This is a genomic window from Streptomyces sp. NPDC085866 (genome assembly GCF_044541035.1).
Taxonomy (GTDB): Bacteria; Actinomycetota; Actinomycetes; order Streptomycetales; family Streptomycetaceae; genus Streptomyces.
Genome location: NZ_JBITSQ010000015.1, coordinates 46,409 through 73,056, shown reverse-complemented (window position 1 = coordinate 73,056; position 26,648 = coordinate 46,409). Strand labels below are relative to the sequence as shown.

The 26,648-nt window shown below is 71.4% G+C and carries 29 protein-coding genes; 8 read left to right on the top strand and 21 right to left on the bottom strand.

Annotation, left to right across the window (positions count from 1 at the left end):
- Positions 1-213: 213 nt before the first annotated feature.
- Entirely contained in the window at positions 214-540 is a 327-nt protein-coding gene (locus ACIF83_RS33375) for a hypothetical protein (RefSeq protein ID WP_399732506.1), read from the bottom strand.
- 76 nt (positions 541-616) lie between these two features.
- Between ACIF83_RS33375 and ACIF83_RS33370 the strand changes: the two genes are divergently transcribed.
- A complete protein-coding gene (locus ACIF83_RS33370; RefSeq protein WP_399732503.1) occupies positions 617-1,414 on the top strand; it encodes an SAM-dependent methyltransferase in 798 nt (265 codons plus the stop codon).
- Positions 1,415-1,472: 58 nt separating this feature from the next.
- On the opposite strand, the gene gatB is transcribed toward ACIF83_RS33370, so the two are convergent.
- From gatB to ACIF83_RS33340, 6 genes are all read right to left on the bottom strand, one after another.
- Positions 1,473-2,987 (bottom strand): Asp-tRNA(Asn)/Glu-tRNA(Gln) amidotransferase subunit GatB, encoded by a 1,515-nt coding sequence (gene gatB / locus ACIF83_RS33365; RefSeq protein WP_393480608.1) that lies wholly within the window; start codon positions 2,985-2,987, stop codon positions 1,473-1,475.
- A gap of 16 nt (positions 2,988-3,003) precedes the next feature.
- Complete coding sequence (locus ACIF83_RS33360) at positions 3,004-3,243, bottom strand: hypothetical protein (RefSeq protein ID WP_020942391.1); 240 nt, start codon at positions 3,241-3,243, stop codon at positions 3,004-3,006.
- Complete coding sequence (gatA, locus tag ACIF83_RS33355) at positions 3,240-4,736, bottom strand: Asp-tRNA(Asn)/Glu-tRNA(Gln) amidotransferase subunit GatA (protein ID WP_145883533.1); 1,497 nt, start codon at positions 4,734-4,736, stop codon at positions 3,240-3,242. Before gatA ends, ACIF83_RS33360 begins: the two co-directional genes overlap by 4 nt.
- A 2-nt stretch (positions 4,737-4,738) precedes the next feature.
- Positions 4,739-5,035 carry an Asp-tRNA(Asn)/Glu-tRNA(Gln) amidotransferase subunit GatC gene (gene gatC, locus ACIF83_RS33350; protein WP_031117542.1) on the bottom strand — a complete coding sequence of 99 codons (297 nt, stop codon included), beginning with the start codon at positions 5,033-5,035 and terminating at the stop codon, positions 4,739-4,741.
- A gap of 100 nt (positions 5,036-5,135) precedes the next feature.
- On the bottom strand, positions 5,136-5,627 hold the full coding sequence (locus tag ACIF83_RS33345) for a cupin domain-containing protein (RefSeq protein WP_393480611.1): 492 nt from the start codon (positions 5,625-5,627) through the stop codon (positions 5,136-5,138).
- Between the two features lie 36 nt (positions 5,628-5,663).
- Positions 5,664-6,035, bottom strand: coding sequence for a DUF4267 domain-containing protein (locus ACIF83_RS33340; RefSeq protein ID WP_399732498.1), 372 nt, complete (start codon positions 6,033-6,035; stop codon positions 5,664-5,666).
- Between the two features lie 87 nt (positions 6,036-6,122).
- Here ACIF83_RS33340 and ACIF83_RS33335 point away from each other — a divergent pair, with 87 nt between their 5' ends.
- The gene (locus ACIF83_RS33335) at positions 6,123-6,701 is read left to right on the top strand and encodes a TetR/AcrR family transcriptional regulator (protein WP_398139799.1); all 579 of its coding nucleotides are present in this window, start codon (positions 6,123-6,125) and stop codon (positions 6,699-6,701) included.
- 81 nt (positions 6,702-6,782) lie between these two features.
- On the opposite strand, the gene ACIF83_RS33330 is transcribed toward ACIF83_RS33335, so the two are convergent.
- From ACIF83_RS33330 to ACIF83_RS33310, 5 genes are all read right to left on the bottom strand, one after another.
- On the bottom strand, positions 6,783-9,023 hold the full coding sequence (locus ACIF83_RS33330) for a putative bifunctional diguanylate cyclase/phosphodiesterase (protein ID WP_393480617.1): 2,241 nt from the start codon (positions 9,021-9,023) through the stop codon (positions 6,783-6,785).
- A gap of 259 nt (positions 9,024-9,282) precedes the next feature.
- Positions 9,283-11,481, bottom strand: coding sequence for an NAD-dependent DNA ligase LigA (gene ligA, locus ACIF83_RS33325; protein WP_399732494.1), 2,199 nt, complete (start codon positions 11,479-11,481; stop codon positions 9,283-9,285).
- Between the two features lie 15 nt (positions 11,482-11,496).
- Positions 11,497-12,504, bottom strand: coding sequence for a methionine synthase (locus tag ACIF83_RS33320; RefSeq protein ID WP_393480621.1), 1,008 nt, complete (start codon positions 12,502-12,504; stop codon positions 11,497-11,499).
- A gap of 108 nt (positions 12,505-12,612) precedes the next feature.
- Positions 12,613-13,302, bottom strand: a complete 690-nt coding sequence (locus ACIF83_RS33315) for an SDR family oxidoreductase (RefSeq protein ID WP_399732491.1) — start codon at positions 13,300-13,302, stop codon at positions 12,613-12,615.
- Between the two features lie 16 nt (positions 13,303-13,318).
- Positions 13,319-13,882: a TIGR00730 family Rossman fold protein gene (locus ACIF83_RS33310; RefSeq protein WP_393480626.1), complete on the bottom strand. Its 564-nt coding sequence runs from the start codon at positions 13,880-13,882 to the stop codon at positions 13,319-13,321.
- A 51-nt stretch (positions 13,883-13,933) separates the two neighbouring features.
- Between ACIF83_RS33310 and ACIF83_RS33305 the strand changes: the two genes are divergently transcribed.
- Together ACIF83_RS33305 and ACIF83_RS33300 are read left to right on the top strand one after the other, a co-directional pair.
- Positions 13,934-14,257 carry a DUF427 domain-containing protein gene (locus tag ACIF83_RS33305; protein ID WP_393480629.1) on the top strand — a complete coding sequence of 108 codons (324 nt, stop codon included), beginning with the start codon at positions 13,934-13,936 and terminating at the stop codon, positions 14,255-14,257.
- A gap of 37 nt (positions 14,258-14,294) precedes the next feature.
- Entirely contained in the window at positions 14,295-15,077 is a 783-nt protein-coding gene (locus ACIF83_RS33300) for an alpha/beta fold hydrolase (protein ID WP_399732487.1), read from the top strand.
- A gap of 9 nt (positions 15,078-15,086) precedes the next feature.
- Here ACIF83_RS33300 and mnmA read toward each other — a convergent pair whose 3' ends face one another.
- Entirely contained in the window at positions 15,087-16,217 is a 1,131-nt protein-coding gene (gene mnmA, locus ACIF83_RS33295; RefSeq protein ID WP_393480634.1) for a tRNA 2-thiouridine(34) synthase MnmA, read from the bottom strand.
- Positions 16,218-16,277: 60 nt separating this feature from the next.
- Here mnmA and ACIF83_RS33290 point away from each other — a divergent pair, with 60 nt between their 5' ends.
- Positions 16,278-16,952 (top strand): N-acetylmuramoyl-L-alanine amidase, encoded by a 675-nt coding sequence (locus tag ACIF83_RS33290; protein ID WP_393480636.1) that lies wholly within the window; start codon positions 16,278-16,280, stop codon positions 16,950-16,952.
- Positions 16,953-16,987: 35 nt separating this feature from the next.
- On the opposite strand, the gene ACIF83_RS33285 is transcribed toward ACIF83_RS33290, so the two are convergent.
- From ACIF83_RS33285 to ACIF83_RS33275, 3 genes are all read right to left on the bottom strand, one after another.
- Entirely contained in the window at positions 16,988-18,157 is a 1,170-nt protein-coding gene (locus ACIF83_RS33285) for a cysteine desulfurase family protein (RefSeq protein WP_393480639.1), read from the bottom strand.
- 465 nt (positions 18,158-18,622) lie between these two features.
- The gene (locus tag ACIF83_RS33280; protein WP_399732482.1) at positions 18,623-18,901 is read right to left on the bottom strand and encodes a DUF4190 domain-containing protein; all 279 of its coding nucleotides are present in this window, start codon (positions 18,899-18,901) and stop codon (positions 18,623-18,625) included.
- A gap of 32 nt (positions 18,902-18,933) precedes the next feature.
- Positions 18,934-19,101: a hypothetical protein gene (locus ACIF83_RS33275; RefSeq protein ID WP_386576612.1), complete on the bottom strand. Its 168-nt coding sequence runs from the start codon at positions 19,099-19,101 to the stop codon at positions 18,934-18,936.
- 145 nt (positions 19,102-19,246) lie between these two features.
- Here ACIF83_RS33275 and ACIF83_RS33270 point away from each other — a divergent pair, with 145 nt between their 5' ends.
- Positions 19,247-19,873 carry a TetR family transcriptional regulator gene (locus ACIF83_RS33270; protein ID WP_393480644.1) on the top strand — a complete coding sequence of 209 codons (627 nt, stop codon included), beginning with the start codon at positions 19,247-19,249 and terminating at the stop codon, positions 19,871-19,873.
- A 101-nt stretch (positions 19,874-19,974) separates the two neighbouring features.
- Here the strand turns inward: ACIF83_RS33270 and ACIF83_RS33265 are convergent, their stop codons facing one another.
- Both ACIF83_RS33265 and ACIF83_RS33260 read right to left on the bottom strand, forming a co-directional pair.
- Positions 19,975-20,355, bottom strand: coding sequence for a hypothetical protein (locus tag ACIF83_RS33265; RefSeq protein WP_399732479.1), 381 nt, complete (start codon positions 20,353-20,355; stop codon positions 19,975-19,977).
- Between the two features lie 140 nt (positions 20,356-20,495).
- Positions 20,496-21,476, bottom strand: coding sequence for a helix-turn-helix transcriptional regulator (locus ACIF83_RS33260; RefSeq protein ID WP_399732476.1), 981 nt, complete (start codon positions 21,474-21,476; stop codon positions 20,496-20,498).
- A gap of 217 nt (positions 21,477-21,693) precedes the next feature.
- Here ACIF83_RS33260 and ACIF83_RS33255 point away from each other — a divergent pair, with 217 nt between their 5' ends.
- Positions 21,694-22,284: a TIGR03086 family metal-binding protein gene (locus ACIF83_RS33255; protein ID WP_393480651.1), complete on the top strand. Its 591-nt coding sequence runs from the start codon at positions 21,694-21,696 to the stop codon at positions 22,282-22,284.
- 14 nt (positions 22,285-22,298) lie between these two features.
- Here the strand turns inward: ACIF83_RS33255 and ACIF83_RS33250 are convergent, their stop codons facing one another.
- A complete protein-coding gene (locus ACIF83_RS33250; RefSeq protein ID WP_399732473.1) occupies positions 22,299-23,162 on the bottom strand; it encodes a thioesterase family protein in 864 nt (287 codons plus the stop codon).
- Positions 23,163-23,347: 185 nt separating this feature from the next.
- Here ACIF83_RS33250 and ACIF83_RS33245 point away from each other — a divergent pair, with 185 nt between their 5' ends.
- Positions 23,348-24,613, top strand: a complete 1,266-nt coding sequence (locus ACIF83_RS33245; RefSeq protein ID WP_399732470.1) for an alpha/beta hydrolase — start codon at positions 23,348-23,350, stop codon at positions 24,611-24,613.
- Here the strand turns inward: ACIF83_RS33245 and ACIF83_RS33240 are convergent.
- Both ACIF83_RS33240 and ACIF83_RS33235 read right to left on the bottom strand, forming a co-directional pair.
- Positions 24,522-25,181, bottom strand: a complete 660-nt coding sequence (locus ACIF83_RS33240; protein WP_393480658.1) for a trimeric intracellular cation channel family protein — start codon at positions 25,179-25,181, stop codon at positions 24,522-24,524. The two genes, ACIF83_RS33245 and ACIF83_RS33240, sit on opposite strands and share 92 nt — an antisense overlap.
- Positions 25,182-25,228: 47 nt before the next feature.
- Positions 25,229-26,620 carry a M1 family metallopeptidase gene (locus ACIF83_RS33235; protein ID WP_393480661.1) on the bottom strand — a complete coding sequence of 464 codons (1,392 nt, stop codon included), beginning with the start codon at positions 26,618-26,620 and terminating at the stop codon, positions 25,229-25,231.
- Positions 26,621-26,648: the final 28 nt, after the last annotated feature.

The following is a 26,648-nucleotide window of genomic DNA, read 5'->3' as shown; positions in this document are numbered from 1 at the left end:
GATCTTTGGCCGGGAACCATCGTCCATAAACTGAACAGCCCGCAAAGAACGAATCAGCAACGCGAGACACTCTTGCAGGCGAAAGTGATCGTTTGCCGCGTTCATGGGCTTATTCACAGGAGTGGGAGGGAAGTCACAGGACAATCAGGTGAACTCTGTCGTCCCTGCGGGTACTTTGGTGCGCTTCGCGACGCCGGTGCGCTTCGCGACGCCTCAGTCGAACTGGTCGCCGAGCGCCATGACCATCGTCCCCAGGATCAGCAGCCACAGCGCACGGCGGGTACGGCCCCGGGAGCCGAGGACCGCGGCGAGGGCGCAGACGGCGGCGCCGAGGGCGTACGCGGCGGGCACGAGGGCCGGGGCGGAGCCGGTGAGCCGCAACACCGCGGCGGCCAGTCCGGCCAGACACAGCAACACCCCGGTGCCGAAGGCGATCCAGCGGGCCCGGCGGGCGTCCGAGACGTCGTCCGCCGGCTCCTCCACGTCGGATATGACGGGTTCGGTGTCGGTAGCGGTGTCGGAATCGGTGCGTCCACTCATGGCGGGCGAGCGTAGCGCGTCCGGGCTGGGAAATCTGATGCGGGGCGGTGCCCTCGGCTGCTACCCATGGTCTCTCGTGACCGAGACAGCGAAGGCACCTGACGAACTCACCAGCCGCCTCACCCATCCCCGCTACCCCCGCAGCAGCCGTTACGACGCCCGCTGGGCCGTCGAGAACCAGATGGGTCCGCACGCGCTGTGGCTGCTGGAGTGGCTGGCACCCGCGCTCGGGCCGGACCAACTGCAGCCCAGCGCCCGGGTGCTCGACCTCGGCTGCGGCCGAGCGATGACCTCCGTCTTCCTGGCCAGGGAGTACGGCGTCCAGGTCACCGCCGCCGACCTGTGGGTGAAGCCCGACGAGAACGCCGTACGCATCGCCGAGGCGGGCGTGGCCGACCGCGTGCTGCCCGTGCACGCCGAGGCGCACGACCTGCCGTTCGGGGAAGGCGGCTTCGACGCGATCGTGTCCATCGACGCCTACCAGTACTTCGGCACCGACGATCTGTACCTGCCCACGCTGACCCGGCTGCTGAAGCCGGGCGGGCGGATCGGGGTCGTCGTGCCGGCGCTGCGGGAGGAGCCGACGGGCACCGAGCCGCCGGAGCACCTGAAGCCCTGGTGGGAGCCCGACTTCTGGTGCTTCCACTCCGCCGGCTGGTGGCGCCGTCACTGGACCCGCAGCGGGGCCGTCGAGGTCGAGGCGGCCGACTGGCAGCCGGACGGCTGGCGGGACTGGCTGCTGTGGTGCGAGGTGGTCGCCGAGGAGAGCACGGACGACTTCCACGTCCGGATGGCCGGCCGGTGCGCGGAGATGCTCCGCGTGGACCGGGGGCGCACCCTCGGATTCGTACGGGTCGTCGGGCGCCGCCCGTAGGCACATGCCTGGGGGGACACACCGGTTCCGGTGTGTCCCCCCAGGGAGTTCACGAACGTCAGCCCTCGCTGACGCCCAGCTTCTCCAGGATCAGTTCCTTGACGCGGGCCGCGTCCGCCTGCCCCCGGGTCGCCTTCATGACCGCGCCGACCAGGGCACCGGCCGCGGCCACCTTGCCACCGCGGATCTTGTCCGCGACGCCCGGGTTGCCGGCGATGGCCTCGTCGACGGCCGTGCCAAGGGCCGAGTCGTCGGAAACCACCTTGAGGCCGCGCTTCTCGACGACCTCGTCCGGAGTGCCCTCGCCCGCGAGGACGCCCTCGATGACCTGGCGGGCCAGCTTGTCGTTCAGGTCGCCGGAGCTGACCAGCTCGGTGACCCGGGCGACCTGTGCCGGCGTGATCGACAGTTCGTCCAGCGACTTGCCCGACTCATTGGCGCTGCGCGCCAGTTCGCCCATCCACCACTTGCGGGCGGAGGCCGCGTCGGCACCGGCGTCGATCGTGGCGACGATCGGGTCCAGCGCGCCGGCGTTCAGGATCGCCTGCATGTCGGTGGCCGAGACGCCCCACTCCGCGAGCAGGCGGGTGCGGCGGGCCAGCGGCATCTCCGGCAGCGCGGCGCGGATCTCCTCGACCCACTCGCGCGAGGGCGCCACCGGGACGAGGTCGGGCTCCGGGAAGTACCGGTAGTCCTCGGCCTCCTCCTTCACGCGGCCCGAGGTCGTCGACCCGGTGTCCTCGTGGAAGTGACGGGTCTCCTGGACGATCGTGCCGCCGGAGGAGAGCACGGCCGCGTGGCGCATGATCTCGAACCGGGCCGCACGCTCGACGGAGCGCAGCGAGTTCACGTTCTTCGTCTCGGAGCGCGTGCCGAACTTCTCGCTGCCCTTGGGCATCAGCGACAGGTTGACGTCGCAGCGCATCTGGCCCATCTCCATGCGGGCCTCGGAGACGCCGAGGGCACGGATGACCTCGCGCAGCTCACGGACGTACGCCTTCGCCACCTCGGGGGCACGGTCGCCGGCGCCGACGATCGGCTTGGTGACGATCTCGATGAGCGGGATGCCCGCGCGGTTGTAGTCGAGGAGGGAGTGCTGCGCGCCGTGGATACGGCCCGTGGCACCGCCGACGTGCGTCGACTTGCCGGTGTCCTCCTCCATGTGGGCGCGCTCGATCTCCACACGGAAGGACTCGCCGTCCTCCAGCTGCACGTCGAGGTAGCCGTTGAAGGCGATGGGCTCGTCGTACTGGGAGGTCTGGAAGTTCTTCGGCATGTCCGGATAGAAGTAGTTCTTCCGGGCGAAGCGGCACCACTCGGCGATCTCGCAGTTCAGCGCGAGACCGATCTTGATCGCGGACTCGACACCGGTCGCGTTGACGACCGGGAGCGAGCCGGGCAGGCCGAGGCAGGTCGGGCAGGTCTGCGAGTTGGGCTCGGCGCCCAGCTCGGTCGAACACCCGCAGAACATCTTGGTCTTGGTGCCGAGTTCGACATGGACCTCGAGGCCCATGACGGGGTCGTACGACGCCAGCGCGTCCTCGTACGACACCAGGTCGGTCGTGGTGGTCACGGTGAAAACTTCCCTCTCAGCCCAGCAGGACGTCGTCGTCGCCCAGCCGCTTCAGCTCGCGGTAGAGGATGGCGAGGCCGGTGACGATCGCGACGGCGGACACGGTGGCGTCGATCAGCCGCAGCGTGTCGTGCTCGGCGCGCGCCTTCTTGATCTGCTTGGCCACACCGAACGCGCCGAACGCGGTCCCGGCCATCGACAGGTACGTGCCGGACTTCGACTTCTTGAAGCCCTTGGCCTTGTTCAGTGCACTCACAGCGACGGAGCCTCCTCGAGCAGCGGGTGCCCCCACTTTTCCACGAAGGCGGCCTCGACGGCAGCGCCGACCTTGTAAAGGCGGTCGTCCTTCAGCGCCGGGGCGATGATCTGCAGGCCCACCGGGAGGTTGTCCTCCGGGGCGAGGCCGCAGGGCAGCGACATGGCCGCGTTGCCCGCCAGGTTGGTCGGGATGGTGCACAGGTCGGCCAGGTACATCGCCATCGGGTCGTCGGCGCGCTCGCCGATCGCGAAGGCGGTGGTCGGCGTCGTCGGGGAGACGATCACGTCGACCTGCTCGAAGGCCTTCTCGAAGTCGCGCGTGATGAGCGTGCGGACCTTCTGCGCGGAGCCGTAGTAGGCGTCGTAGTAGCCGCTCGACAGGGCGTACGTGCCGAGCATGATGCGACGCTTGACCTCGGGGCCGAAGCCCGCCTCACGGGTGAGGGAGGTGACCTCCTCGGCCGAGTGGCTGCCGTCGTCGCCGGTCCGCAGGCCGTAGCGCAGGCCGTCGAAGCGGGCGAGGTTGGACGAGCACTCGGACGGGGCGATCAGGTAGTACGCCGACAGCGCGAGGTCGAAGGACGGGCAGTCCAGCTCGACGATCTCGGCGCCCAGTTCCTTGAGCAGCGCGACCGACTCGTCGAAGCGCTGGATGACGCCTGCCTGGTAGCCCTCGCCGCGGAACTGCTTGACCACGCCGACGCGCATGCCCTCGACGCTGCCGTTGCGGGCGGCCTCGACCACCGGCGGGACGGGGGCGTCGATGGAGGTGGAGTCGAGCGGGTCGTGCCCGGCGATCACCTCGTGCAGGAGGGCCGCGTCCAGGACCGTACGGGCGCAGGGCCCGCCCTGGTCGAGGGAGGACGAGAAGGCCACCATGCCGAAGCGGGAGACCGCGCCGTACGTCGGCTTCACGCCGACCGTGCCGGTGACGGCGGCCGGCTGGCGGATGGAGCCGCCGGTGTCGGTGCCGATGGCCAGCGGGGCCTGGAAGGAGGCGAGAGCGGCGCTGGAACCGCCGCCGGAGCCGCCGGGGATCTTGGTGAGGTCCCAGGGGTTGCCGGTCGGGCCGTAGGCGCTGTTCTCGGTGGAGGACCCCATGGCGAACTCGTCCATGTTGGTCTTGCCGAGGATGACGACGTCGGCGGCCTTCAGCCGCTTGGTGAGCGTCGCGTCGTACGGCGGGATCCAGCCCTCGAGGATCTTCGAGCCGACGGTCGTCGGCACGCCCTCGGTGGTGAAGATGTCCTTGAGCGCGAGCGGGACGCCGGCCAGCGGGCCGAGCTTCTCGCCGCGGGCCCGCTTCTCGTCGACGGCGCGGGCCTGCGCGAGCGCGCCCTCGCGGTCGACGTGCAGGAAGGCGTGGACCTTCTCGTCCACGGCCTCGATGCGGGCCAGGTGGGCCTCGGTGACCTCGACCGCCGTCAGCTCGCCGGAGGCGATCTTCTCGGCGGTCCGGGCCGCAGTGAGCTTGATGATGCTGTCCGTCATGGTCAGTCCTCCCCCAGGATCTGCGGCACCTTGAAACGCTGCTGCTCCTGGGCCGGGGCGCCGGAGAGCGCCTGCTCGGGGGTGAGCGAGGGACGGACCTCGTCCGGCCGCATGACGTTCGTCAGCGGAAGCGGGTGCGAGGTCGGCGGTACGTCTTGGTCGGCGACCTCGCTGACGCGGGCGACCGCGCCGATGATGTCGTCCAGCTGGCCTGCGAAGTGATCGAGTTCTTCGGGCTTCAGCTCCAGACGCGCCAGCCGGGCGAGGTGGGCGACCTCCTCGCGCGTAATGCCAGGCATGCAGCGATCCTCTGGGGTGAGTGTGTGTGGTTTGGGGCCAATCCTATGGGGCGTGGCCCGGTGCCCGTGAAACGGTTTGCCGGGCCCTCGTCCCATGAGGTCAGCGGCGCCCCTCCCAGGCCACGCTCTGGAGGTAGTGGTTGTCGTACAGCTCCTGCGCCTCGAGGAGGCTCTCCAGGGTCGCCTCGCCGAGGCGCAGGCGCTGGAGGTGGCGGAAGTACTCGAAGCGCTCCACGCCCGGGGTGATCACGATCAGGATGTCCGCGGTGCTTCCGGGCACGGCGGCGAAGGCGTGCGGCTTGCCGGGCGGGACGATGACCAGGTCGCCGCGCTCGGCGGTGACGATGTCGTCGCCGGAGAGCAGCTCGGCGGCACCGTCGAGCAGGTAGAACATCTCGGCGGAGTTGTTGTGCAGGTGCGGCCTGGCGCCGTCGGCACCCTCCCCGAGGGTGACGCGCACGGTGGACAGCGCGCCGCCGCTGGCGCTGCTGTCGGCCAGCAGCTTGACCCCGACCGGGGCGCCGCCGACCACCTCGGCCTCGGCGTCCCGCACGATCACGGACTCATCGAACTTCGGTACGAACAACGACATTTCCGAACCCCCTGTTGATGACGTGGACGTACGCCCTCAGACCGCGAAGAGCAGTCCGGCACTGATCAGTACAACGACCGCGGTGGCGAAGTGGATCCCGAAGGCGACGGCCTTCGTACCGCCATTGCGCAGGACTATCAGCGTGTCACTGAACGGGACAAGGGCCACGCAGACCATGAACCAGGCCTCGGCCTGCGCGCCGACGAAGGCCAGCAGGGCCAGACCCACGACGCCGAAGGTGCCGTCCCGGAAGCCCTTGATCGAGAGGTAGGCGCCGGCGTCGCTGTCCGGCCGGGCGGGGACGCCGTAGCCGGCCGCGGCGGAGGCGGGCTGGAACAGGAACCGGTACCCGAGGAACACGCAGAACAGGTCGAGTACGACGGCCAGGGTGTACGCGGTGACGGTCACGTCTCTTCTCCTCGCTAGCAGCGCTAGGTACGAGAGCGAAGCTAGCAGAGCGTCGACAGAAATGCTAGCGGTGCTAGAATCACGGTCATGACGATCCAGACGCGCCGGGAGCGCGAACGAGCGGAACGCGAGCGGCTGATCGTGACGGCCGCACGGGAACTGGCGGAGGCGGAGGGCTGGGACGCGGTGACCACGCGCCGGCTGGCCGCCGAGATCGAGTACAGCCAGCCGGTCCTCTACAGCCACTTCAAGGGCAAGGACGCGATCATGGCGGCGGTGGCGGTGCAGGGCTGCGCGGACCTGGCGGCGGAGCTGGGGGTCGCGCGCGCGAAGGCGCGGGGCGTGCGGGAGTCACTGGCGGCGGTCGCGGACACGTACACGTCCTTCGCGCGGCGCCGACCCGCCCTCTACGACGCGATGTTCACCCACCTGGTGGACCTGCCGTTCGCCACGGAGGAGGCCCCGGCCCCCCTGCGCGCGGCCTTCGGTGAGCTGCTCCACGCGGTCGAGCCGATCGCAGCCGAGGGCGACGACCCCGGCCTCCTGACGGAGACGTTCTGGGCGAGCCTGCACGGCCTGGTGACGCTGATGAGAAGCGGACGACTGCCGGCGGAGGCGCACGAGAGGCGGCTGGCACTGCTGATCGGCCACTTCACGGCCGGCTGACCAGCCGCAGCCACCGACGGCGATCAGCCCCCACCGGAGACGGCAACCATCCGGTCCGGTTGAGCGGACGGGGTGGGAAAGCTACTCGGCGGCCGGAAGAGCGGCGCGCGGCCGCTGCCACCCGCGAGACCCACGCGCCCGCAGCCAGGCCGTCGTCTCGTCCGGAGGCATCGCGGCGGCGACCAGCCACCCCTGCACCGCGTCACACCCGAGATCCCGCAGCCGCTCCCAGGTCTCGTCGTCCTCCACCCCCTCGGCGACGACCAGCAGCCCCAGCGAGTGCGCCAGGTCGACCGTGCAGCGCACGATCTCCGCGTCCTCGGTGTCCACGGCCAGCCGGGCCACGAAGGACCGGTCGATCTTCAGCTCGCTCACCGGCAGCCGCCGCAGATGCACCAGCGAGGAGTACCCGGTGCCGAAGTCGTCCAGGGACATCTTCACGCCGTGTCCGGTGAGCCCGGCGAGGGTGTCGGCGGCCCGCTGCGGGTCCTCCAGCAGCACGTGCTCGGTTATCTCCAGCTGGAGCGCTCCCGCGGGGACTCCGTGCCGGGCCAGCCGGGCGGCGACGGAGCCCGCGAAGCCGGGCGTGTGGACGTCGCGCGGGGAGACGTTCACGGCCACCGGCACCCGCAGCCCCTGCGCCCGCCACCGGGCGACCTGCGCGAGCGCGGTCTCCAGCACGTACTCCGTCAGATGGGGCATCAGCCCCGAGGACTCGGCTATCGCTATGAACTCGTCCGGCGGCACCTTCCCGCGCTCGGGATGCACCCACCGCACGAGCGCCTCCAGGCCGGCGACCTGTCCGTCGAAGCGGACCTTCGGCTGGTAGTGCAGCTGCACCTCGTGCGCGTCCAGCGCCCGGCGCAGATCGCCCAGCAGGCCCAGCCGGTCCGGGGTGTTGGAGTCCCGCTTGGACTCGTAGACCTCGACGCCCGTGCGGTCCCGCTTCGCCTGGTACATCGCCACGTCCGCCCGCCGCAGCAGCCCCTCGGCGTCCAGCGCGTGGTCCGGGAAGACGGCGACGCCGGCGCTGGCCTCCAGGACGAGGGTGAGCCCGTCGAGGTCGAGCGGGGAGCTGAGGGCGGCGACGAGGCCGCGGGCGACCCGCGTGGCGGACGTGGTGGAGTCGGCGACCGGCAGTAAGACGGCGAACTCGTCACCGCCGAGCCGGGCGGCCTCCGCGCCGCGCGGGAGGGCGATCCGCAGCCGGTCGGCTATCTGCAGCAGCAGCCGGTCACCGGCGAGATGGCCGAGGGTGTCGTTCACCGACCGGAATCGATCGAGGTCGATCAGCATGAGGGCGGTGCGGGCGCCGATGCGCTCGGCGTCGTCGAGGGCGGTCCAGATCCGCTCCAGCAGCCACTGCCGGTTGGGCAGTCCGGTCAGCGGGTCGCGGAGCTGCTCCTCGGCGCGGGCCCGGGCCATCCACAGCGTGGAGTCGAGGGCGATCAGCGGTATGGCGAACAGCGGGAGCAGGATCGGCTGGGCGTCGGCGACCACGCACACCAGCGGGGCGATGCCGAGCAGCGCGACGGCGACCAGACCCTGTCTGACCAGGGCTGTACGGGCGACGGTGGGCAGTCCACCGCCGCGCGGTGCGTGCAGGTACCACAGCAGGCCACGGCTGACCAGGAGATAGGCCGCGGCGACGAGCACCACCTCGGGCACGGTGGTGATGCTCCAGCTGTCGGGGCTCCAGGGATCCTCGACGGTCGGTACGCGCCCGAAGGAGCCGAGCACCAGGGCGCCCGCGCTGATCCCGAGGATGTCCACCGCGCCGTGCAGTACGCCCTGCCGCCAGCGGTTCCGCCTGGCTATGCCGACCAGGACGACGACGGTGAGGCTGACCATCCCGGCGGGCACCCAGCCGTACAGCAGCAGGACGGCGAGGGTGAGGGCCGCGCCGGAGCCCGTGCCGCCCCACCAGCGGGCGCGGCCGAGCATCACGAGGTGGCCGACGATGGTGCCGGTGAGCACGGCCAGCGACCAGCCGAGCGTGCCGCCCGGGAAGAGGGCGTGGTTGCCGCTGAAGGCGCGGTAGAAGCCCGCGCCGAGGGCGAATCCGGCGGCCGCCACGAGGCCCGCGGGCAACGCGGGCCAGGACAGATGCCGTTCGGGGTCGGTGCCGGGCAGCACGGGGGCGGCCTCGATGGCCGGCGGGATCGGTGTGTGTGCCTCGGTCGCGGTGCCCGGTCCGGCCGGGCGCGCCCGAGGGCCCGTGCGCTCGGCGCCCCACCCGGTCCACCGGATCCCCCGCCACGCGACCGCACGGCGGCGCAGGCGCAGCCGTGAGTCCGGGGCGGCGCTCTCGGTCGGTTCCATTCCCGTCCCTCTCACAGCCGGCGGTGCCCACGCCACGCGGCCCGATGCCCGACAACCATCAGCGGCTCCGCGTCGAAGAAACCTTCCCTGTGCCCTTCGCGGGCAGGGGGATGCCCCAGCCGCAGCTGGGCACGGCAGGTGCACACCTCAACAGTAGGCCGCGGAAGGCTTCCTCGGGCAGCGGTCGTCGACGGTTGCCCGAATGCGCCCGGGCCACCCGTATGCAACTGATATGCGCCGAACGGGTGGCCTTCAACCGCTACTCCGCGGTCGGAAGCGCGACTTCCGCCGCCGCCTCGGGCCCCTGCTCCAACAGGACGCCGAAACCGTCCTCGTTCAGAACCGGAACCTTCAGCTGCATGGCCTTGTCGTACTTCGATCCCGGATTGTCACCCACCACGACGAACGAGGTCTTCTTCGAAACCGAACCGGTCACCTTCGCACCACGGCTCTGCAGCGCCTCCTTGGCACCGTCCCGGGTGAAGTTCTCCAGCGTGCCGGTCACGACGACGGTGAGACCCTCCAGCGGACGCGGCCCCTCGTCCTCGCCGGACGACTCGTCCTCCAGCGGGACTCCGGCCGCCTTCCACTTGCGGACGATCTCCCGGTGCCAGTCCTCGGCGAACCACTCCTTGAGGGCGGCGGCGATGATGGGGCCGACGCCGTCGGTGGTGGCCAGCTCCTCCTCGGTGGCCTGTTCGATGCGGTCGACGGAGCGGAACTCGCGCGCGAGGGCCTGCGCCGCCACCGGGCCGACGTGCCGGATGGACAGGCCGTTCAGGAAGCGGGCGAGCGGGCGGGCCTTGGCCGCCTCGATGTTCTCCAGCAGCGCGAGGGTGTTCTTCTTCGGCTCGCCCTTCTGGTTGGCGAAGACCGTGACGACCTTCTCCTCGCCGGTCTTGGGGTCCCGCTTGGGCAGGCCGCTGTCCGGGTCGAGGACGTAGGCCTTGATGGGCAGCAGCTTCTCCACCGTCAGGTCGAACAGATCGCCCTCGTCCACCAGCGGCGGATCGGCCGGCTCCAGCGGGCGGGTCAGCGCGGCGGCGGCCACCGCGCCGAAGTTCTCGATGTCCAGGCACTCACGGCCCGCGAGGTAGGAGACGCGCTCGCGCAACTGGGCCGGGCAAGTACGCGCGTTGGGGCAGCGGAGGTCGATGTCGCCCTCCTTCATGGGCCGCAGCGGCGTCCCGCACTCGGGGCACTCGCTCGGCATCACGAACTCCCGCTCGGCGCCGTCCCGCAGGTCGACCACCGGGCCGAGGATCTCCGGGATGACGTCACCGGCCTTGCGGATCACCACGGTGTCGCCGATGAGCACGCCCTTGGCCTTGACGACCTCCTGGTTGTGCAGGGTGGCGAACTCGACCTCGCTGCCCGCGACCGTGACCGGCTCGACCTGCGCGTACGGCGTGACGCGGCCGGTGCGGCCGACGCCCACCTTGATGTCGATGAGCTTGGTATTGACCTCTTCCGGCGCGTACTTGTAGGCGATCGCCCAGCGCGGTGCCCGGGCGGTGGAGCCGAGGCGGCCCTGGAGCCGGATCTCGTCCAGCTTGACGACGGCGCCGTCGATCTCGTGCTCCACGGAGTGGCGGTTCTCGCCGTCGTAGTGGGCGATGAACTCCCGTACGCCGTCGAGGTCGTCGACCACCCGGTTGTGCGTGGAGGTGGGCAGGCCCCAGGTCTTCAGCAGGTCGTAGGCCTGGGAGAGGCGGGTCATGCCCGTGAAGCCCTCCAGGGCGCCGATGCCGTGGACGACCATGTGCAGCGGGCGGGTGGCGGTGACCCGCGGGTCCTTCTGGCGCAGCGAACCGGCGGCGGCGTTGCGGGGGTTGGCGAAGGGCTTGTCGCCGGCCGCGACCAGCCGGGCGTTCAGCTCCTCGAACTTCTCCATCGGGAAGTAGACCTCGCCGCGGATCTCCACGAGGTCGGGGACGTCGTCGCCGTGGAGGCGGTCCGGGATCTCCGCGATCGTGCGGACGTTCGGGGTGATGTCCTCGCCGGTGCGGCCGTCGCCGCGGGTGGCCGCGCGCGTGAGACGGCCGCGCTCGTAGGTGAGGTTGACGGCCAGGCCGTCCACCTTCAGCTCGCACAGGAAGTGGTACTCCTGGTCGCCCAGCTCCCTGGCGATGCGGTCGGCCCAGGCGGCCAGCTCCTCGTCGTTGAAGGTGTTGTCCAGGGAGAGCATCCGCTGGCGGTGCTCGACCGCCGTGAACTCCGTCTCGTACGACCCCGCGACCTTCTGGGTCGGCGAGTCCGGCGTGCGCAGCTCCGGGTACTGCTCCTCCAGCGCCTCGAGCGCCTTGAGGAGCTGGTCGAACTCCGCGTCGCTGATGACGGGAGCGTCCTTCACGTAGTACCGGAAGCGGTGCTCCTCGACCTGCTCCGCGAGCAGGGCGTGCTTCTCGCGGGCCTCGGCGGGCACCGCCGTCGTCTCCGCTTGCTTGTCGCCGGCCACCGTGTTGTCCTCCCGTTACTCTGGGTTGTCCGCGAGTGATCTCGCCGCCCGGACGCAGTGGGCGAGCACCTGGCGCGCGTAGGCGGGGGAAGCGCCCGCGAGACCGCACGCCGGGGTGACCGTGACCGCCTCCGCGAGCAACCCCGGATGCAGCCCCAGCCTGCGCCACAACGTCCTGACACCCATGACGCTACCGGCAGGGTCTGACAATGGGCCGTCCGTGCCCGGGACGACACCGGCGAACAGCCGCGTACCGCCTTCCACGGCCTCGCCGATGGCGTCGTCGTCACGTTCGGTGAGGAGCGAGAAGTCGAAGGAGAGCGCGGCGGCTCCGGCCCGGCGCAGCAGGGCGAACGGGACGTCGGGCGCACAGGAGTGGACCACGACGGGGCCGCCGCCGTGCACCCCGATGACGTCCCGCAGGGTGGCCTCCACGACCTGCCGGTCCACGGCCCGGTGCGTGCGGTAGCCGCTGGCGGTGCGGACCTGTCCGCGCAGTACGGCGGTGAGGGAGGGTTCGTCGAGCTGGAGGACGAGCCGGGCACCCGGGACACGGCGCCGCATCTCGGCGAGGTGCAGCCGCAGACCCTCCGCCAGCGAGCCGGCGAGGTCGCGGCAGGCGCCGGGGTCGGACAGGGCGGACTCGCCGTTCCTCAGCTCCAGGGCGGCGGCCAGCGTCCACGGCCCGACCGCCTGCACCTTGAGGTCGCCCTCGTATCCCTGGGTGAACTCCTCGAGGGCGTCGAGGTCCTCCCCCAGCCAGGACCGGGCCCGCTTGGTGTCCCGGCCCGGACGGTCGCCGATCCGCCAGCCGCTGGGCTCCACGCGCGCGTACAGCTCGACTAGCATGCCCGCGGTCCGCCCGATCATGTCGGCGCCGGGACCTCGCGCGGGCAGCTCGGGCAGGAACGCGAAGTCCTCGAAGCTGCCGGTGACGGTCTTGGCGGCCTCCCGGGCGTCCCCGCCGGGCATGGACCCGACGCCGGTGGCTCCCGGGAACCTGAACTCGCTGCTCTCACTCACCTCGGCAGGGTATGCCGTACCGAGCACCAGGGGGCTCCGCCCCCTGAACCCCCGGCCTTCGCCCACCCACCGCCCGACTCGGTCGGCTGACAGGCGAAGGCAACAGGTTCACCGCCCCGGTCGCACCGTCAGGTCGTTGACCTCCGCGTCTCTCGGAAGATCCAGGGCCATCAGGATCGTCGTCGCGACGGACTCGGGGGCGATCCACTGGGCGGGGTCGTAGTCCTTGCCCTCCTGCTGGTGCACCTTGGCCTGCATGGGGCTGGCCGTGCGGCCGGGGTAGACGGAGGTGACGCGGACGCCGTTGCCGTGCTCCTCGTGGCGCAGGGAGTCGGCCAGGGCCTTCAGGCCGTGCTTGGAGGCGGCGTAGGCGGACCAGCCGGCGTGGGCGTTCAGGCCGGCACCGGAGTTGACGAAGATCACATGGCCGCGGGCGACGCGGAGCTGGGGCAGGAAGTGCCGGGTCAGCTCGGCCGGGGCGACCAGGTTGACGTTGAGCTGGTGGCGCCAGGACTTGGGGGTCAGCTCGCCGACCTCGCCGAGGTCCACGACTCCGGCGATGTGCAGCAGCGAGTCGACCCGGTCCGGGAGCGTCTGGTGGGAGAAGGCCCAGGAGAGCTTGTCGGGGTCGGCCAGGTCGCCCACCAGGGTGCGCGCCCCGGGGTACTCGGCGGCCAGCTCCTTCGCGCGGCCGGCGTCGCGCGCGTGCAGGACGATTTCGTCCCCGCGCGCGTGCAGACGGCGGGCGACGGCCGCGCCGATGCCGGAACCGGCCCCGGTGATCACATGTGTAGCCATGCCCGCCATGCTCGCATCATCGGGCGCGCGGGTCCGCAGCGGTGGCCGCTGATGTCGCAGCCTCCAGGTAGGCCAGTGCGGCGGCCGGCTCCTCGGCGAAGAAGACCAGCTCGGACAGCGGGCGGGGCAGGAAGCCCTCCTCCTCCATGCGGCGGAACTGCTCCTGGAGGCCGTCGTAGAAGCCGGCCGTGTTCAGCAGTACCACCGGCTTCTCGGTGCGGCCGTGCTTCTTCAGCTCCAGGATCTCGGTGGCCTCGTCCAGCGTTCCGGTGCCGCCCACCATGATCACCACTGCGTCCGCCTTCTCCAGGAGCAGCTTCTTGCGTTCGGCCAGGTCGGCGGCGATGAACATCTCGTCGGCGCCGGGCCGCGCCTTCGTCGCGAGGAACTCCACGGAGACGCCCAGCAGCCTGCCACCCGCCTCGTGCACCCCGTCGGCGACCACTTTCATCAGACCGACGTTGGAGCCGCCCCAGACCAGGGTGTGCCCGCCCTTGCCGAGCAGTTCCGCGAAGTCGCGCGCGGGGCGCGTGTAGCGCTCGTCGAGGTCGGCGGCGGAGAGGAAGACGCAGATGTTCATGTCCCCCACCGTACGTGGGAAGAAGTACGGGCCCGCGCGCGCTGTTCGGACATGGCCACAGGACACACGATCACCATCGAACGGGGCGAGCAGCACGTGCGCGTGGTGCACGGCGACCAGGTGCTCGCGGAGACCGACCGTCCCCTCGTACTGCGCGAGACCGGCTCGCCGGTGCGCTACTACATACCCGCCGAGGACGTCCGCCTCGACCTGCTCACGCCCTCCGACACCCACACCGTCTGCCCCTTCAAGGGCACCGCGTCCTACTGGTCGCTGCCGGACGCGCCCGACCTGGTGTGGGCGTACCCGGACCCGAAGCCGGGCGTGGCGGAGATCAGGGACCACTACTGCTTCTACGAGGTCGCCGTGTCGTGACCGCTGAATTCCGTGCCGTACGGCAGTCTGCACCGGCATGGACAAGATGACGACTTCCCACGACGGCACCTCTCTCGCGTACGGAGTGATCGGCCAGGGGCCGACGGTGATCCTGGTGAGCGGCGCGATGTCCACCGGCGGCACCGTGACGCCCCTGGCGCACCGGCTCGCGGACTGCTGCACGGCCGTCGTCTACGACCGCAGGGGCCGCGGCGAGAGCGGTGACACGGCGCCGTACGCGGTGCAGCGCGAGGTCGAGGACCTGGCCGCGCTGATCGAGGCGGTGGGCGGTGCGCAGGCGCTGTTCGGGGTCTCCTCGGGCGGTGCGCTGGTGCTGGAGGCAGTGGCGAGCGGCCTGCCGGTGCGTCAGGCCGCCGTGTACGAGGTGCCGTTCGCGGACTTCCTGGACGGCGGTGCCGAGCGGGAGGCCGCGTACAAGGAGAACCTGAACCAGGCGCTCGCCGAGGGCCGGCGCGGGGACGCGGTGGAGCTGTTCCTGCGGCTGACGGGCCTGGGCGAGGAGATGATCCGGGGCGCGCGTCAGTCACCCATGTGGGCCGGCATGGAGGCCGTCGCACCGAGCCTTGCCCACGACGACGCGGTCATGGGTGACGGCCTGCTGCCGCGCGAGCGGCTGGCCGGGATCTCCGTGCCCGTCCTCGTGGCCGCGGGCGGGGCGAGCCCCGCGTGGATGCTCGAGGCGAACCGTACGCTCGCGGAGGCGGTGCCCCAGGGCACGTACCAGGTGCTGGAGGGCCAGACGCACATGGTGGAACCGGGCGTCCTCGGCCCGGTGCTGGCCGAGTTCTTCACCCGGTGAGCGGGCCGGTCAGAGCGTCGCAGCCGCCGCGCGTGTGGTCGACGCGATCGTCGCCGAGCCGACGACGCGCGTGCCGTCGTACAGGACGATCGCCTGGCCGGGGGCGACACCCCGGACCGGCTCGGTGAAGCCGACCCGCAGTTCGCCGTCGACCAGTTCCGCGGTGACCTCGGTCTCGCCGCCGTGGGCACGGAGCTGGGCGGTGTAGCTGCCGGGGCCGGACGGGGCGCTGCCGCACCAGCGCGGCTTGATCGCCGTCAGCGCGGTGACGTCCAGGGCGGCGGCCGGGCCCACGGTCACCGTGTTGTCCACCGGGGAGATGTCGAGGACGTAGCGCGGCTTGCCGTCGGCGGCCGGGGTGCCGATGCGCAGCCCCTTGCGCTGGCCGATCGTGAAGCCGTAAGCGCCCTCGTGCGTGCCCACCTTGGCGCCGGACTCGTCGACGATGTCGCCCTCGGCCTTGCCGAGCCGCCGGGCCAGGAAGCCCTGGGTGTCGCCGTCGGCGATGAAGCAGATGTCGTGCGAGTCGGGCTTCTTGGCGACCGCCAGGCCCCGGCGCTCGGCCTCCGCGCGGATCTCCTCCTTGGTGGTGACCGTGTCACCGAGCGGGAACAGCGCGTGGGCGAGCTGCTTCTCGTCCAGGACGCCGAGGACGTACGACTGGTCCTTGGCCATGTCGGAGGCGCGGTGCAGCTCGCGGGAGCCGTCCTCCTGGACGATCACCTTCGCGTAGTGACCGGTGCAAACGGCGTCGAAGCCGAGGGCCAGCGCCTTGTCCAGCAGCGCGGCGAACTTGATCTTCTCGTTGCACCGCAGGCAGGGGTTGGGGGTGCGGCCGGCCTCGTACTCGGCGATGAAGTCCTCGACGACGTCCTCGCGGAAGCGGTCGGCGAGGTCCCACACGTAGAACGGGATGCCGATGACGTCGGCGGCGCGGCGGGCGTCGCGCGAGTCCTCGATGGTGCAGCAGCCCCGCGCGCCGGTGCGGAAGGACTGGGGGTTCGCGGAGAGCGCGAGATGGACGCCGGTGACGTCGTGGCCGGCTTCCGCGGCCCGCGCGGCGGCGACGGCGGAGTCGACCCCGCCGGACATGGCGGCGAGGACGCGGAGGGGGCGGGGGCGCTGCGGGGTGTCAGTCATAGCCCTTCCAGAGTACGGGGGCGCGGGAACCGGGACCGCCGGATATCCGTTGACGATCACATGGGGGCGACGACCGAGGAGACGGCCGAGGTGCCGGCGAGGGACGGGGACCGGCGGCTGGGGCGGCGTGCCCTGCTCATCGGCGGGGCCGCGGCCGCCGTGGGCACGGCCGTGCTGGCCCGGGACGAGCTGTCCCGGCTGTGGTGGCGGCTGCCCGGGGTGGAGAAGCGGCGGGTGTCCGGGGCCGTCGACTTCCGGGGCGCGCGCTGGGTGCCGGCCTCGGCGGCGAACTACCGGCGGGCGGACCGGCCGGACGACTACCGCATCGACCGGGTGGTCATCCATGTCACGCAGGGCGGGTACGCATCGGCGGTGAAGGTCTTCCAGGACCCCGCGCACGGCGCAGCGGCGCACTACATCGTGCGCAAGGACGGCCGGATCACCCAGCTGATCCGCGAGCTGGACGTGGCCTTCCACGCGGGCAACCGGGAGTACAACGAGCGCAGCGTCGGTATCGAGCACGAGGGCTTCGTGGAGGACCCCTCCTCCTTCACGGACGCGATGTACGCGGCCTCGGCGCGGCTGACGGCGGCGATATGCGGGCGCTACGGCATACCCGTCGACCGGGAGCACGTCATCGGGCACGTGGAGGTGCCGGGGACGGACCACACGGACCCGGGGCGCCACTGGGACTGGGACCGCTACCTGGGGTTGGTGCGGCGGGCGCGGGCCTGAGGCGTCACGCCGGTCCTGCGTCGGCCCCGCCGCCGCTACGTCAGCCCCGCCGCCCGGGCCCGCTCCACGGCCGGCCCGATCGCATTGGCGAGGGCCTCGACGTCGGCGTCCGTGGAGGTGTGGCCGAGGGAGAAGCGCAGGGTGCCGCGGGCCAGGTCCGGGTCGGTGCCGGTGGCCAGCAGGACGTGGCTGGGCTGGGCCACGCCCGCGGTGCAGGCCGAGCCGGTGGAGCACTCGATGCCCTGGGCATCCAGCAGAAGCAGCAGGGAGTCGCCCTCGCAGCCCGGGAAGGTGAAGTGGGCGTTGGCCGGCAGGCGGCCCTCGGGCGCCGGGTCGCCGCCGAGGATGGCGTCCGGCACCGCCGTGCGGACGGCCTCGATCAGCCGGTCCCGCAGGGCGCCGATCTCGCGGGCGAACCACTCCTGTTGCTCGGCGGCGACGCGGGCGGCCACCGCGAACGAGGCGACGGCGGGGACGTCGAGGGTGCCGGAGCGGACGTGGCGCTCCTGGCCGCCGCCGTGCAGGACGGGTACGGGGGTGTACTCGCGGCCGAGAAGCAGCGCCCCGATGCCGTAGGGGCCGCCGATCTTGTGGGCCGACACCGTCATCGCGGCGAGGCCCGAGGAGCCGAAGTCGACCGGGAGCTGACCGAGGGCCTGGACCGCGTCGGCGTGCAGGGGGATGCCGAACTCACCTACGACATCGGCGAGTTCACGAACCGGCATGACCGTGCCGATCTCGTTGTTGGCCCACATCACGGTGGCCAGGGCGACGTCCTCGGGGTTGCGGGCGACGGCCTCACGCAGGGCCTCGGGGTGGACGCGGCCGTAGGAGTCGACGGGGAGGTACTCGACGGTGGCGCCCTCGTGTTCGCCGAGCCAGTGCACGGCGTCGAGTACGGCGTGGTGCTCGACGGGACTGGCCAGGATGCGGGTCCGGGCCGGGTCGGCGTCTCGGCGGGACCAGTACAGGCCCTTCACCGCGAGGTTGTCGGCCTCGGTGCCACCCGAGGTGAGAACGACCTCGCTGGGGCGGGCGCCCAGTGCTTCGGCAAGGGTTTCGCGGGACTCCTCGACCGTGCGGCGGGCCCGGCGGCCGGAAGCGTGCAGGGAGGACGCGTTGCCGGTGATGCTCAGCTGGGCGGTCAGGGCCTCTGCCGCCTCCGGGAGCATCGGGGTCGTGGCGGCGTGGTCGAGGTAAGCCATGGTGAGCCCGATTCTACGAGCCCTTGCGGTTGGGCTTGGCCCCGGAGTGGGTGTACTTGCCGTGCGGCGCCTTGTGGGGGGGTGCGAGTGCGGCTCGCCTCGGCTACGGGTGCGGCTTGCGTCGGCTGCTGATGCGGCCTGCGCCGGCTGCGGGTGCGCCTTGCGTGGGCTGCACCTGACGTCGGCGGCGGAGCGCCCGGCGCTGTCGGCCGCGCCCACCGGTTCCGCCCTGCGAAACGTCTGCCCACGGCGGCCAGCGGTCAGCGCCACGGCGGTCGACTGCGCGACAGTCGACGGTATGGCAGCCGGCGGTGCGGCGGTCGGCGCCACGGCGGTCGACGGTGCGTCGCCACGACGGCCGGCGACACGGCGGCCGGCAGTGCGGCTCGCGGCTCGCGGCTCGCGGCTCGCGGCTGTGCCCCGTCGTCCTCGGGGCCCGGCACCTTCAGGCGATGTTCCTTGGGCTCAGAGGCTCCAGGACACCGTGTGGGACATCTCCATGGCGATCACCAGGACTGCCAGGTCCGCGATGCCCAGGGTCAGACCCAGGTAGGCGCGGCCTCGGCGGGTCGTGCCGCGCCAGAGGGCGACGACGGCCAGGGCGATGGCGATCGGGCCGAGGAAGAGGTTGAGGACGAGCAGGCCGAGAAGGCCGAGGATGAAGGACGCCACGGCCATCCCGTCGGCGTCCCGCGCCTGCGAGCGGGTGTCGGTGCGGCCGGTGGCCGGTGCGGTGAGTTGCATGGTGCTCAGCTCCTGGAGGTCGTTGCGGAAGGTCAGTTGACCGAGGTGCCGCGGCGGCGGCTGTGGCGCTCGCGGATCGCGAAGACGGCGAGCCAGGCGGCGATGAAAGCGGCCGCGGTGACGGTGACGGTCAGCGGTACGTGAGCGACGGTGCCCAGTACGACGCCGAGCAGCATGAGTGCGACGACGAGGAACAACATGGGATCAGATCCCCCCTCCGAGATGCCTTGGGTCTGGCCTCTGTGAAGTTTCGGTGAACAGTTGTAGTAACAGTTGTTCACTGACTTCGAGTCTAGCGCCTCCCGCGGCTTTTAAATTCCAGAGAACAGTTGTTAACTGGATGACATGAGTCACACCCTCGGCATCCGGCAGGCCCAGAAGCAGAAGACCCGGCAGGCTTTCCTGGACGCGGCGCTCGCACTGCTGGAGGAACAGAGCCTGAGCAGCCTCGGTCTGCGCGAGGTCACCCGCGCCGTCGGTGTCGCCCCGACCGCCTTCTACCGGCACTTCCGCTCCACCGCCGACCTCGGCGTCGCCCTGGTCGACGAGGCTCTCGGCAGCCTGCACCCGATGGTGCGGACGACGGTGTCCACGGCGGGCGACAGCGAGGAGCGCATCACACGCGCGATCGAGTTGATCGCGCACCACGTGGACGCCCATCCCGCCCACGTCCGTTTCATCGCCCGCGAGCGGCACGGCGGGGTCCAGCCCGTGCGCGAGGCCATCCAGTCCCAACTGGCCCGGTTCGCCGAGGAGGTGAAGGCCGAGCTGGCCAAGGACCCTCAGGCCGAAGGCTGGAGCGACGACGACGTGCTGATGCTCGCGCATCTCTACGTCGACCAGATGCTCATCACCGCATCGCTCTTCCTCGAGACGCTGGAGGGATCGGCGGACGAGCGGGAGCGCGTCGCCCAGCTCGCCACCCGGCAGATGCGACTCATCAGCATCGGCCGCCGGCACTGGCTGGACTGACCGACCGCGGCACACGCGCAGGGGCGGTGCGCCCGTCCCGCCGGGCGCACCGCCCCTGCCGCCGTTCGGCCGTACTGCCGTATGCCGTACGACCCCGTCGCTCAGCCCTGCTGAGCCTGCCCCCCGGCCTGCGCCCCGACCTGTCCCCCGACCTGCCCCCCGCCCGGACCGCCGCAGCCACCGCCCTGGCCGCCCCCGGGACCGCCCTGGCCGCCGCCGGGCGCGCCGCTCGGCATGCCCGAGGGTGCTCCGCTCGGCCGGGCCGACGGCGCCCCGGCCGTGGAGGCACCCGAAGGCGCGCCGGACGGTGCCCCGCTCGGCCGGCGGCCCGTGCCGCCGGTCGGCATACCGGACGGTGCCTGGCAGGCCTGGCCGGAGTTGCCGCCGGTCGAGGAGGACGAGTCGCCCGAGCCGCACGCGGTGAGCAGCAGCGGGGACAGCGCCAGCAGGGCTACGGCGGGAACGAGGCGTGCACGCTTCATGAGAGTCAGCTCCGCGGAAGATGAGGGAATCCTGAGGCGGGCACTCAACCAACGGCGGTTAGGGCGTTCTTGGGCCCGCCCTGTCCGCCGCCTGTCAATCGGGTAAAGGACACTTCAAGTACGGCCGCCCACCTGGGATTTCATCCCTCGCCCGGGCCCGCCCCCTGGTACAGGGCCGTGACAGAGCGGACCGCCCGCAGCAGCTCCGCGCGCGCCTCGGGCGGGTCGAGTATCTCCACCTGGTCCGAGAATGCGAGCAGTTGGCGCACGGCGCGCAGCACCGGGTACGACAGCCGGGCGGTGACCCAGTCGCTCTCGCCGTCGTCGTCGGGGAGTTCGGTCAGCTGCGCGGCGGCCATGCGCTGGAACATGTCGAGCCGCTCGCGCCGGATCCGTACCGTGACGTCGATCCCGTCCTCCGGACGCTCCTCCACCTGGCGGCGCAGCACCTCCCAGACGTCGGCGAGTTCGACACCGGGCCGACGCCGAGCCGGGTCGTCCAGCAGGCGTGCCGAGCGCACCCGGTCGGCGCGGAACAGCCGGGGCGCGCCGCGCCGGTCGGCGACCAGGTACCAGACCCCGGCCTTGGCGACGAGGCCGTACGGGTCCACGGTGTACGTCCGCGGCTCCCGCTCCCCGCTGTGCCGGTAGCGCAGCTTGAGCCGCCGGTCGGAGAACACCGCGTCCTGGAGCACCTCCAGGTCGACGGCCTGTTGCGGGCCGCTCCGCCAGCGGGTGGCGTCGACCAGGATGCGGCGGCTGGTGACCTCGGCGGCGGGCCGGTGCGGGGCCGGCAGGGCCGCCATCACCTTGCGCAGGGCCGAGCCGAGCGCCGCATCGAGGCCGAGAGCGGCGTGGGCGCCCTGGGCGGCGAGGATGAACAGGGCGCGGGACTCGTCGGCGGTGAGGCCGGTGACGTCCGTGCGGAATCCGGCGAGGAGTTCGATGCCGCCGTGCCGGCCGCGCTCGGCGTACACGGGGACACCGGAGGCCGACAGGGCCTCGATGTCGCGGTAGATGGTGCGGACCGACACCTCCAGCCGGTCGGCGAGTTCGTGCGCGGGGACGCGGCCCCGGGTCTGCAGGAGCAGCAGGATCGACAGCAGCCGGTCGGACTTCACGCCGACAGGATCCCGCCGGGCGGGTGCCCGGAGCAATCCACGGCGGGCACCGCCCCCCTGTAGACCCGCGCCACCGCTCAGGCGTCCGTGTGCCGTGGGGGCCGCCCGAGCCGGTGGTGAGGAGTCCTGGGGCGAAAAACCCTGTCCCAGAAAACCTGACGGAAGCTGTCAGGTTATCGAGGGAACCTCACTGCACCGACCTACGGAGAGGCATCCCATGAACACCATCGACCCGCGCCCCGTCTACACCCGCGCCACCGAGCAGGCGGCCGCGCTCATCAAGACGGTGCGCCCCGAACAGCTCGACGGCCCCACGCCCTGTACCGAGTTCGACGTACGGACCCTGCTGAGCCACATCGTCGGCGGCACCCGGCGGATCGCCGTGGTCGGTGAGGGCGGCGACGGACTCGCGATCCACCCGTTCACCGAGGGCGTCGCGGACGACGGCTGGGCGGCCGCCTACGACGAGGTGCGCGTCCGTGTTCTGAAGGCCTGGGAGGCCGACGAGCGGATGACGAGCCCGGTGCGCGTGCCCTGGGGCGAGGTCCCCGGCCATGCGGCGCTCTCCGGCTACGTCATGGAGATCGTGACCCACACCTGGGACCTCTCCGAGGCCCTCGGCCATCCCGGCGAACTCGACCCGGAGCTGGCCGAGTTCGCGCTGGCCACCGCCCGCCAGGTGCTGCCCGACTCCCGCCCCCGCGACGAGGACACCCCCTTCGACGCCCGCCACCAGGCACCCGAGGGAGCGGACGTCTACGAGCAGCTGGCGGCCTGGATGGGCCGCCGGCCTCTCGGCCGGGCCTGACCGGCGCACTCCGGTCAGGTGAGACGGGCCCGGGCGAGCTGGCGGGACTGGGCGACCAGACGGTCCTCGCTGTCCCAGACCTCCGCGTCCTCCTCCAGGAAGCCGCCGGCCAGGTTGCGCGTGGTGATCGACACGCGCAGCGGGCCGGGGGCCGGGCGGTGGCGGACGTGGACGGTGAGTTCGACCGTGGGCACCCAGCCCTTGATGCCGATCTCGAAGGCGGTGGGCGGAAGGGCGTCCACCGCGAGGAGCAGGGAGAGCGGGTCGGCGTCGCGGCCGTCGGCGAGGCCGAACCAGGCCCGCATCTCACCCTTGCCGGAGGGCGCACCCAGCGCCCAGCCGAGGGTGGCGGGGTCCAGCTTGAGCATCAGCCGGTCGGCGATGGCCGAGCTGCCCGGAACCGGAGCCGGGGAGTCGTCGGGGCCGAAGCACTGCTCCAGGGGCGGCATCGCGGGCGGGGTCGCCGTCGTACGGACGTCGTCGGGGAGCGCGGCGAGGTCGCCGTAGGAGGCGAGGACGCGGATGCGCTCGACCTCGTTGCCCTGGTCGTCGTACTGGAAGAGCGAGGCCTGGCCGGTGGAGAGGGTGCGGCCGGTGCGGACCGGTTCGGTGCGGATGACCGCCGGGCCCGGCTGGGACGCGGTCAGGTAGTGCGCCGAGATGGTGAAGGGGTCCGGGTGCGGGAGGGCGTCCGCGAGGGCCCGGCCGAGCACGGCCAGCAGATAGCCGCCGTTGACGGCGTTGATGATGGTCCAGCCGGCGGAGAGGTCGATGTCGTAGACCCCGGGCTCGCGCCGGGTGACCGCGGTGTCCCGGTCGAACTCGCTGTCGCCGATCACGGCCCGCGACGGGGAGGGTGCGGAAGCTGCTTCTGGCATGACTGAACCGTACAACAGGAAATTACTAAGCGGTAGCTTTGTATGTTGCGGGCGGATGACAAGATCCCACCGGGCGGATGGCAGGATGGGGCGAGGCCCTCCCGCCGGGTGAGGTTCCGGCAATTTCTAGGTAAGTGTCCCGACACGTCCACAACCCCGGCCCCCCGTTTCCCCTCTATGGGGGCATGAGCCTCACCGGGACTCCGTTCCTCTACACGACCATCGTGCTCTCCGTGGTCGCCGTCATATTGCCGCTCGTCCTGTGGTCGAGGATGCGGGGGCCCAGGCCCCTGCGCGCCGCGGCCCGGGTGCTGATGCTGCTGTTCGCCCAGGGCACGGCTGTCACGCTGGTGTTCGTGCTGGTCAACAACCAGAACAACCTGTACGACAACTGGGCCGACCTGTTCGGCACCGGCAACCACGTCCAGCAGGCCGCCGACCTCGGCCGGGACGGTACCGGCGGCATAGCGCTGAAACGGTTGCCCAAGGTCAGGCAGAACTTCCAGCAGGCCGACGGTCCCGGCATGCACGCGGCCGGCGGGGTGCGCGTCACCCAGCTCAAGGGACGGGTCTCCGGCGTGAACGCCGAGGTCTACGTCTGGCTGCCGCCCCAGTACAACGAGCCGGCCTACCGCAACAAGAAGTTCCCGGTGGTGGAGCTGCTGCCGGGCTACCCCGGCTCGGCGAAGGCCTGGTTCGGGTCGATGAAGGCGCACGAGCAGCTGCTGCCGTTGATGAGGAGCGGCCAGGTGGCGCCCTTCATCCTGGTCGCCCCGCGCACCAACCTGCTGGCCGGCGTGGACACCGGCTGCGCCAACATCCCCGGCCAGGTCAACGCCGACAGCTGGCTCAGCATCGACGTGCCGAAGATGGTCATGGACAACTTCCGGGCCCAGCCGGCCCCGCAGGGCTGGGCGGTGGCCGGGTACTCGGCGGGCGCCCACTGCGCGGTCAAGCTGGCCGTGGCGCACCCGGACCGGTACCGGGCCGCGGTGAGCATGTCGGGCTACAACGACCCGATCGGCGAGCGCAACTCCCTCGCCGCCCAGAACCCCACGCTGCGTGCCGAGAACAATCCTTACCTGCTTCTCAAGAAGGCGGCCGCACCGCCCCGGATCGCGCTGTACTTCTCCGGTGAGTCCGGCGACGGCTACCAGGCGGGCGTGGCGCTGGAGTCCGTCGCCAAGGCGCCGACCACCGTGCACGTGGTCTTCCTGCCGCGCAGCGCGGGCGGGCACACCATGGCGCTGTGGCGGCCACAGGTCACCACGGTGTTCCGCTGGCTGACCCTGGACATGGGCCAGAACCGCGCCAGGGGCGCGGACCGGTCCCTGACCGGGACCGGCCGGTCCGCCGGGTCTACTCCTCCGACACCGTCGAGCGACGGTTCCACGCGCGCGGCGCTCGCCAGTGGTACCTCATCGCAAACAGGCGCAGCACGAAAGCGGTGACCACCGCGAGCCCGCTGGTGAACGAGGTCAGCACGTCGTAGTGGATGCACAGCACCACCATGGTGGCGCCGACGATCGCCGGGACCGCGTACAGGTCGCGGTCCCAGCGCAGCAGCGAGGGAACCTCGTTGGCGAGCACGTCCCTGAGCACGCCGCCGCCGACCGCGGTGGCGAGGCCCAGGGTCGCGGACGCGGTCAGATTGAGGCCGTAGGAGTACGCCTTCGTCGTACCGGTCACCGAGAACAGGCCGAGGCCGGCCGCGTCGAAGACGAGCACCGCCGACTGGATGCGCTCCACGTGCGGATGCAGGAAGAAGACCACGAGCGCGGCGAACAGCGGGGTGAAGAAGTACCCGAGGTCCGTGAAGGCGGCCGGGGGCACGGCCCCGATGATCACGTCGCGGAACAGCCCCCCGCCCAGTGCGGTGACCTCGGCGAGCACGGCGATGCCGAACACGTCGAAGTTCTTCCGGACGGCCAGCAGGGCGCCGGAGATCGCGAACACGAAGATGCCGATGACATCGAGCGTGTGCTGGACGGAGGGACTGAAGAGTTGCTGCAGCTGCACCCTGACATTCTTACCTGTCAGAGGGTGTGAACCTTACAAAGCCAGGCCTAGAGGGTCGGTTTGCCTGTCGTGAACAGCCAAGTGTCGAAGAGATCGTCCAGCTGCTGCCCACTGATCCGCTCGGCGAGGCGGATGAAGTCGGCCGTGTCCGCGTTGCCGTACCGGTGGAGCCGGGTCCAGATGGGCAGCAGCCGGAAGAACGCCTCGTCGCCGATCCTCTCCCGCAGCGCCTGCAGGGTCATCGCGCCGCGCTGGTAGACGGCGGAGGCGAACATCGTGTCGCGCTGCGGGTCGGCCACCTTGATCTGCCAGAAGGCCGCGTCGGCGGGGCGGGCGTTGTACGCGGCGAGGAAGGAGTCGTGGGCCGAGCGGGTGCCCTGGTGCTCCGCCCACAGCCACTGGGCGTAGGTGGCGAAGCCCTCGTTGAGCCAGATGTCCTTCCACCGGGCCACGCTCACCGAGTCGCCGAACCACTGGTGGGCCAGCTCGTGCACGATGGTCGTCTCGTTGCGCACGGCCGAGTAGGCGGGCTTGCTCTGCACCTCCAGCGAGAACCCGGCCTCGGGCATGTCGTCGACGATCGCGCCGGTCTCCTCGAAGGGGTACGGCCCGAAGACCTGCGACCAGTAGTCGGTGGCGGCGGCCGTGACGGCGTACACGTCGACGTTGTTGCTGTTCTTCAGGACGGGGTCGATGGCGACGTAGATCGGGATGCCGCCCGGGGTGCGGCCGGTCTGCACGTCGAACTTCCCGATGGTGGCGGTGGCGAGGTAGGTGGCCATGGGCCGGCTCTCGCGCCAGTGCGTGTACGTCGAGTCGCCCCAGTCGTACGTCGACACGAGCCGGCCGTTGGAGACGCCGGTCAGGCCCTTGGGCGCCTTGATCCGGATGTCGTAGGTGGCCTTGTCGGCGGGGTGGTCGCTGGACGGGAACCAGGTGGAGGCGGCATTGGGCTCACAGGCGACGAAGACGCCGTCGGCGGTCTTCATCCAGCCGTACTTCGAGCCGAAGACGATGGGGCCGCCGAGCGGCTCGGGTATGCCGCCGTAGGTGACGGACACGGTGAACTCGCGGCCCTTGGCGAGGGTGCCGCGCGGGGTGACGGTGACCTCGTCGCCGTCACGCGTGAACTGTGCGCGTCTGCCGTCGACTTCGACCTTCGTGATCTCCAGCTGCTGCAGGTCGAGGTCGAAGGAGGAGAGGTTCTGGGTGGCGCGGGCGGTGAGGGTCGTACGGCCGTCCAGGCGGCCGGTGCCCGGGTCGTAGGCGATGTCCAGGTCGTAGTGGCGGGCGTCGAAGCCGCCGTTGCCGAGCTGTGGGAAGTAGGGGTCTCCGATGCCGGGTGCGCCCGCGGTGGGGGCAGGAGAGGCGGCGATGACCAGGAAGGAGGCCGCCGCGGTGGCAAGGGCCCCTAAGCGTGCCGAACGGGAGAGTGCCATGGTCGTCCCTTTCGAGCGTGTGCCTGTC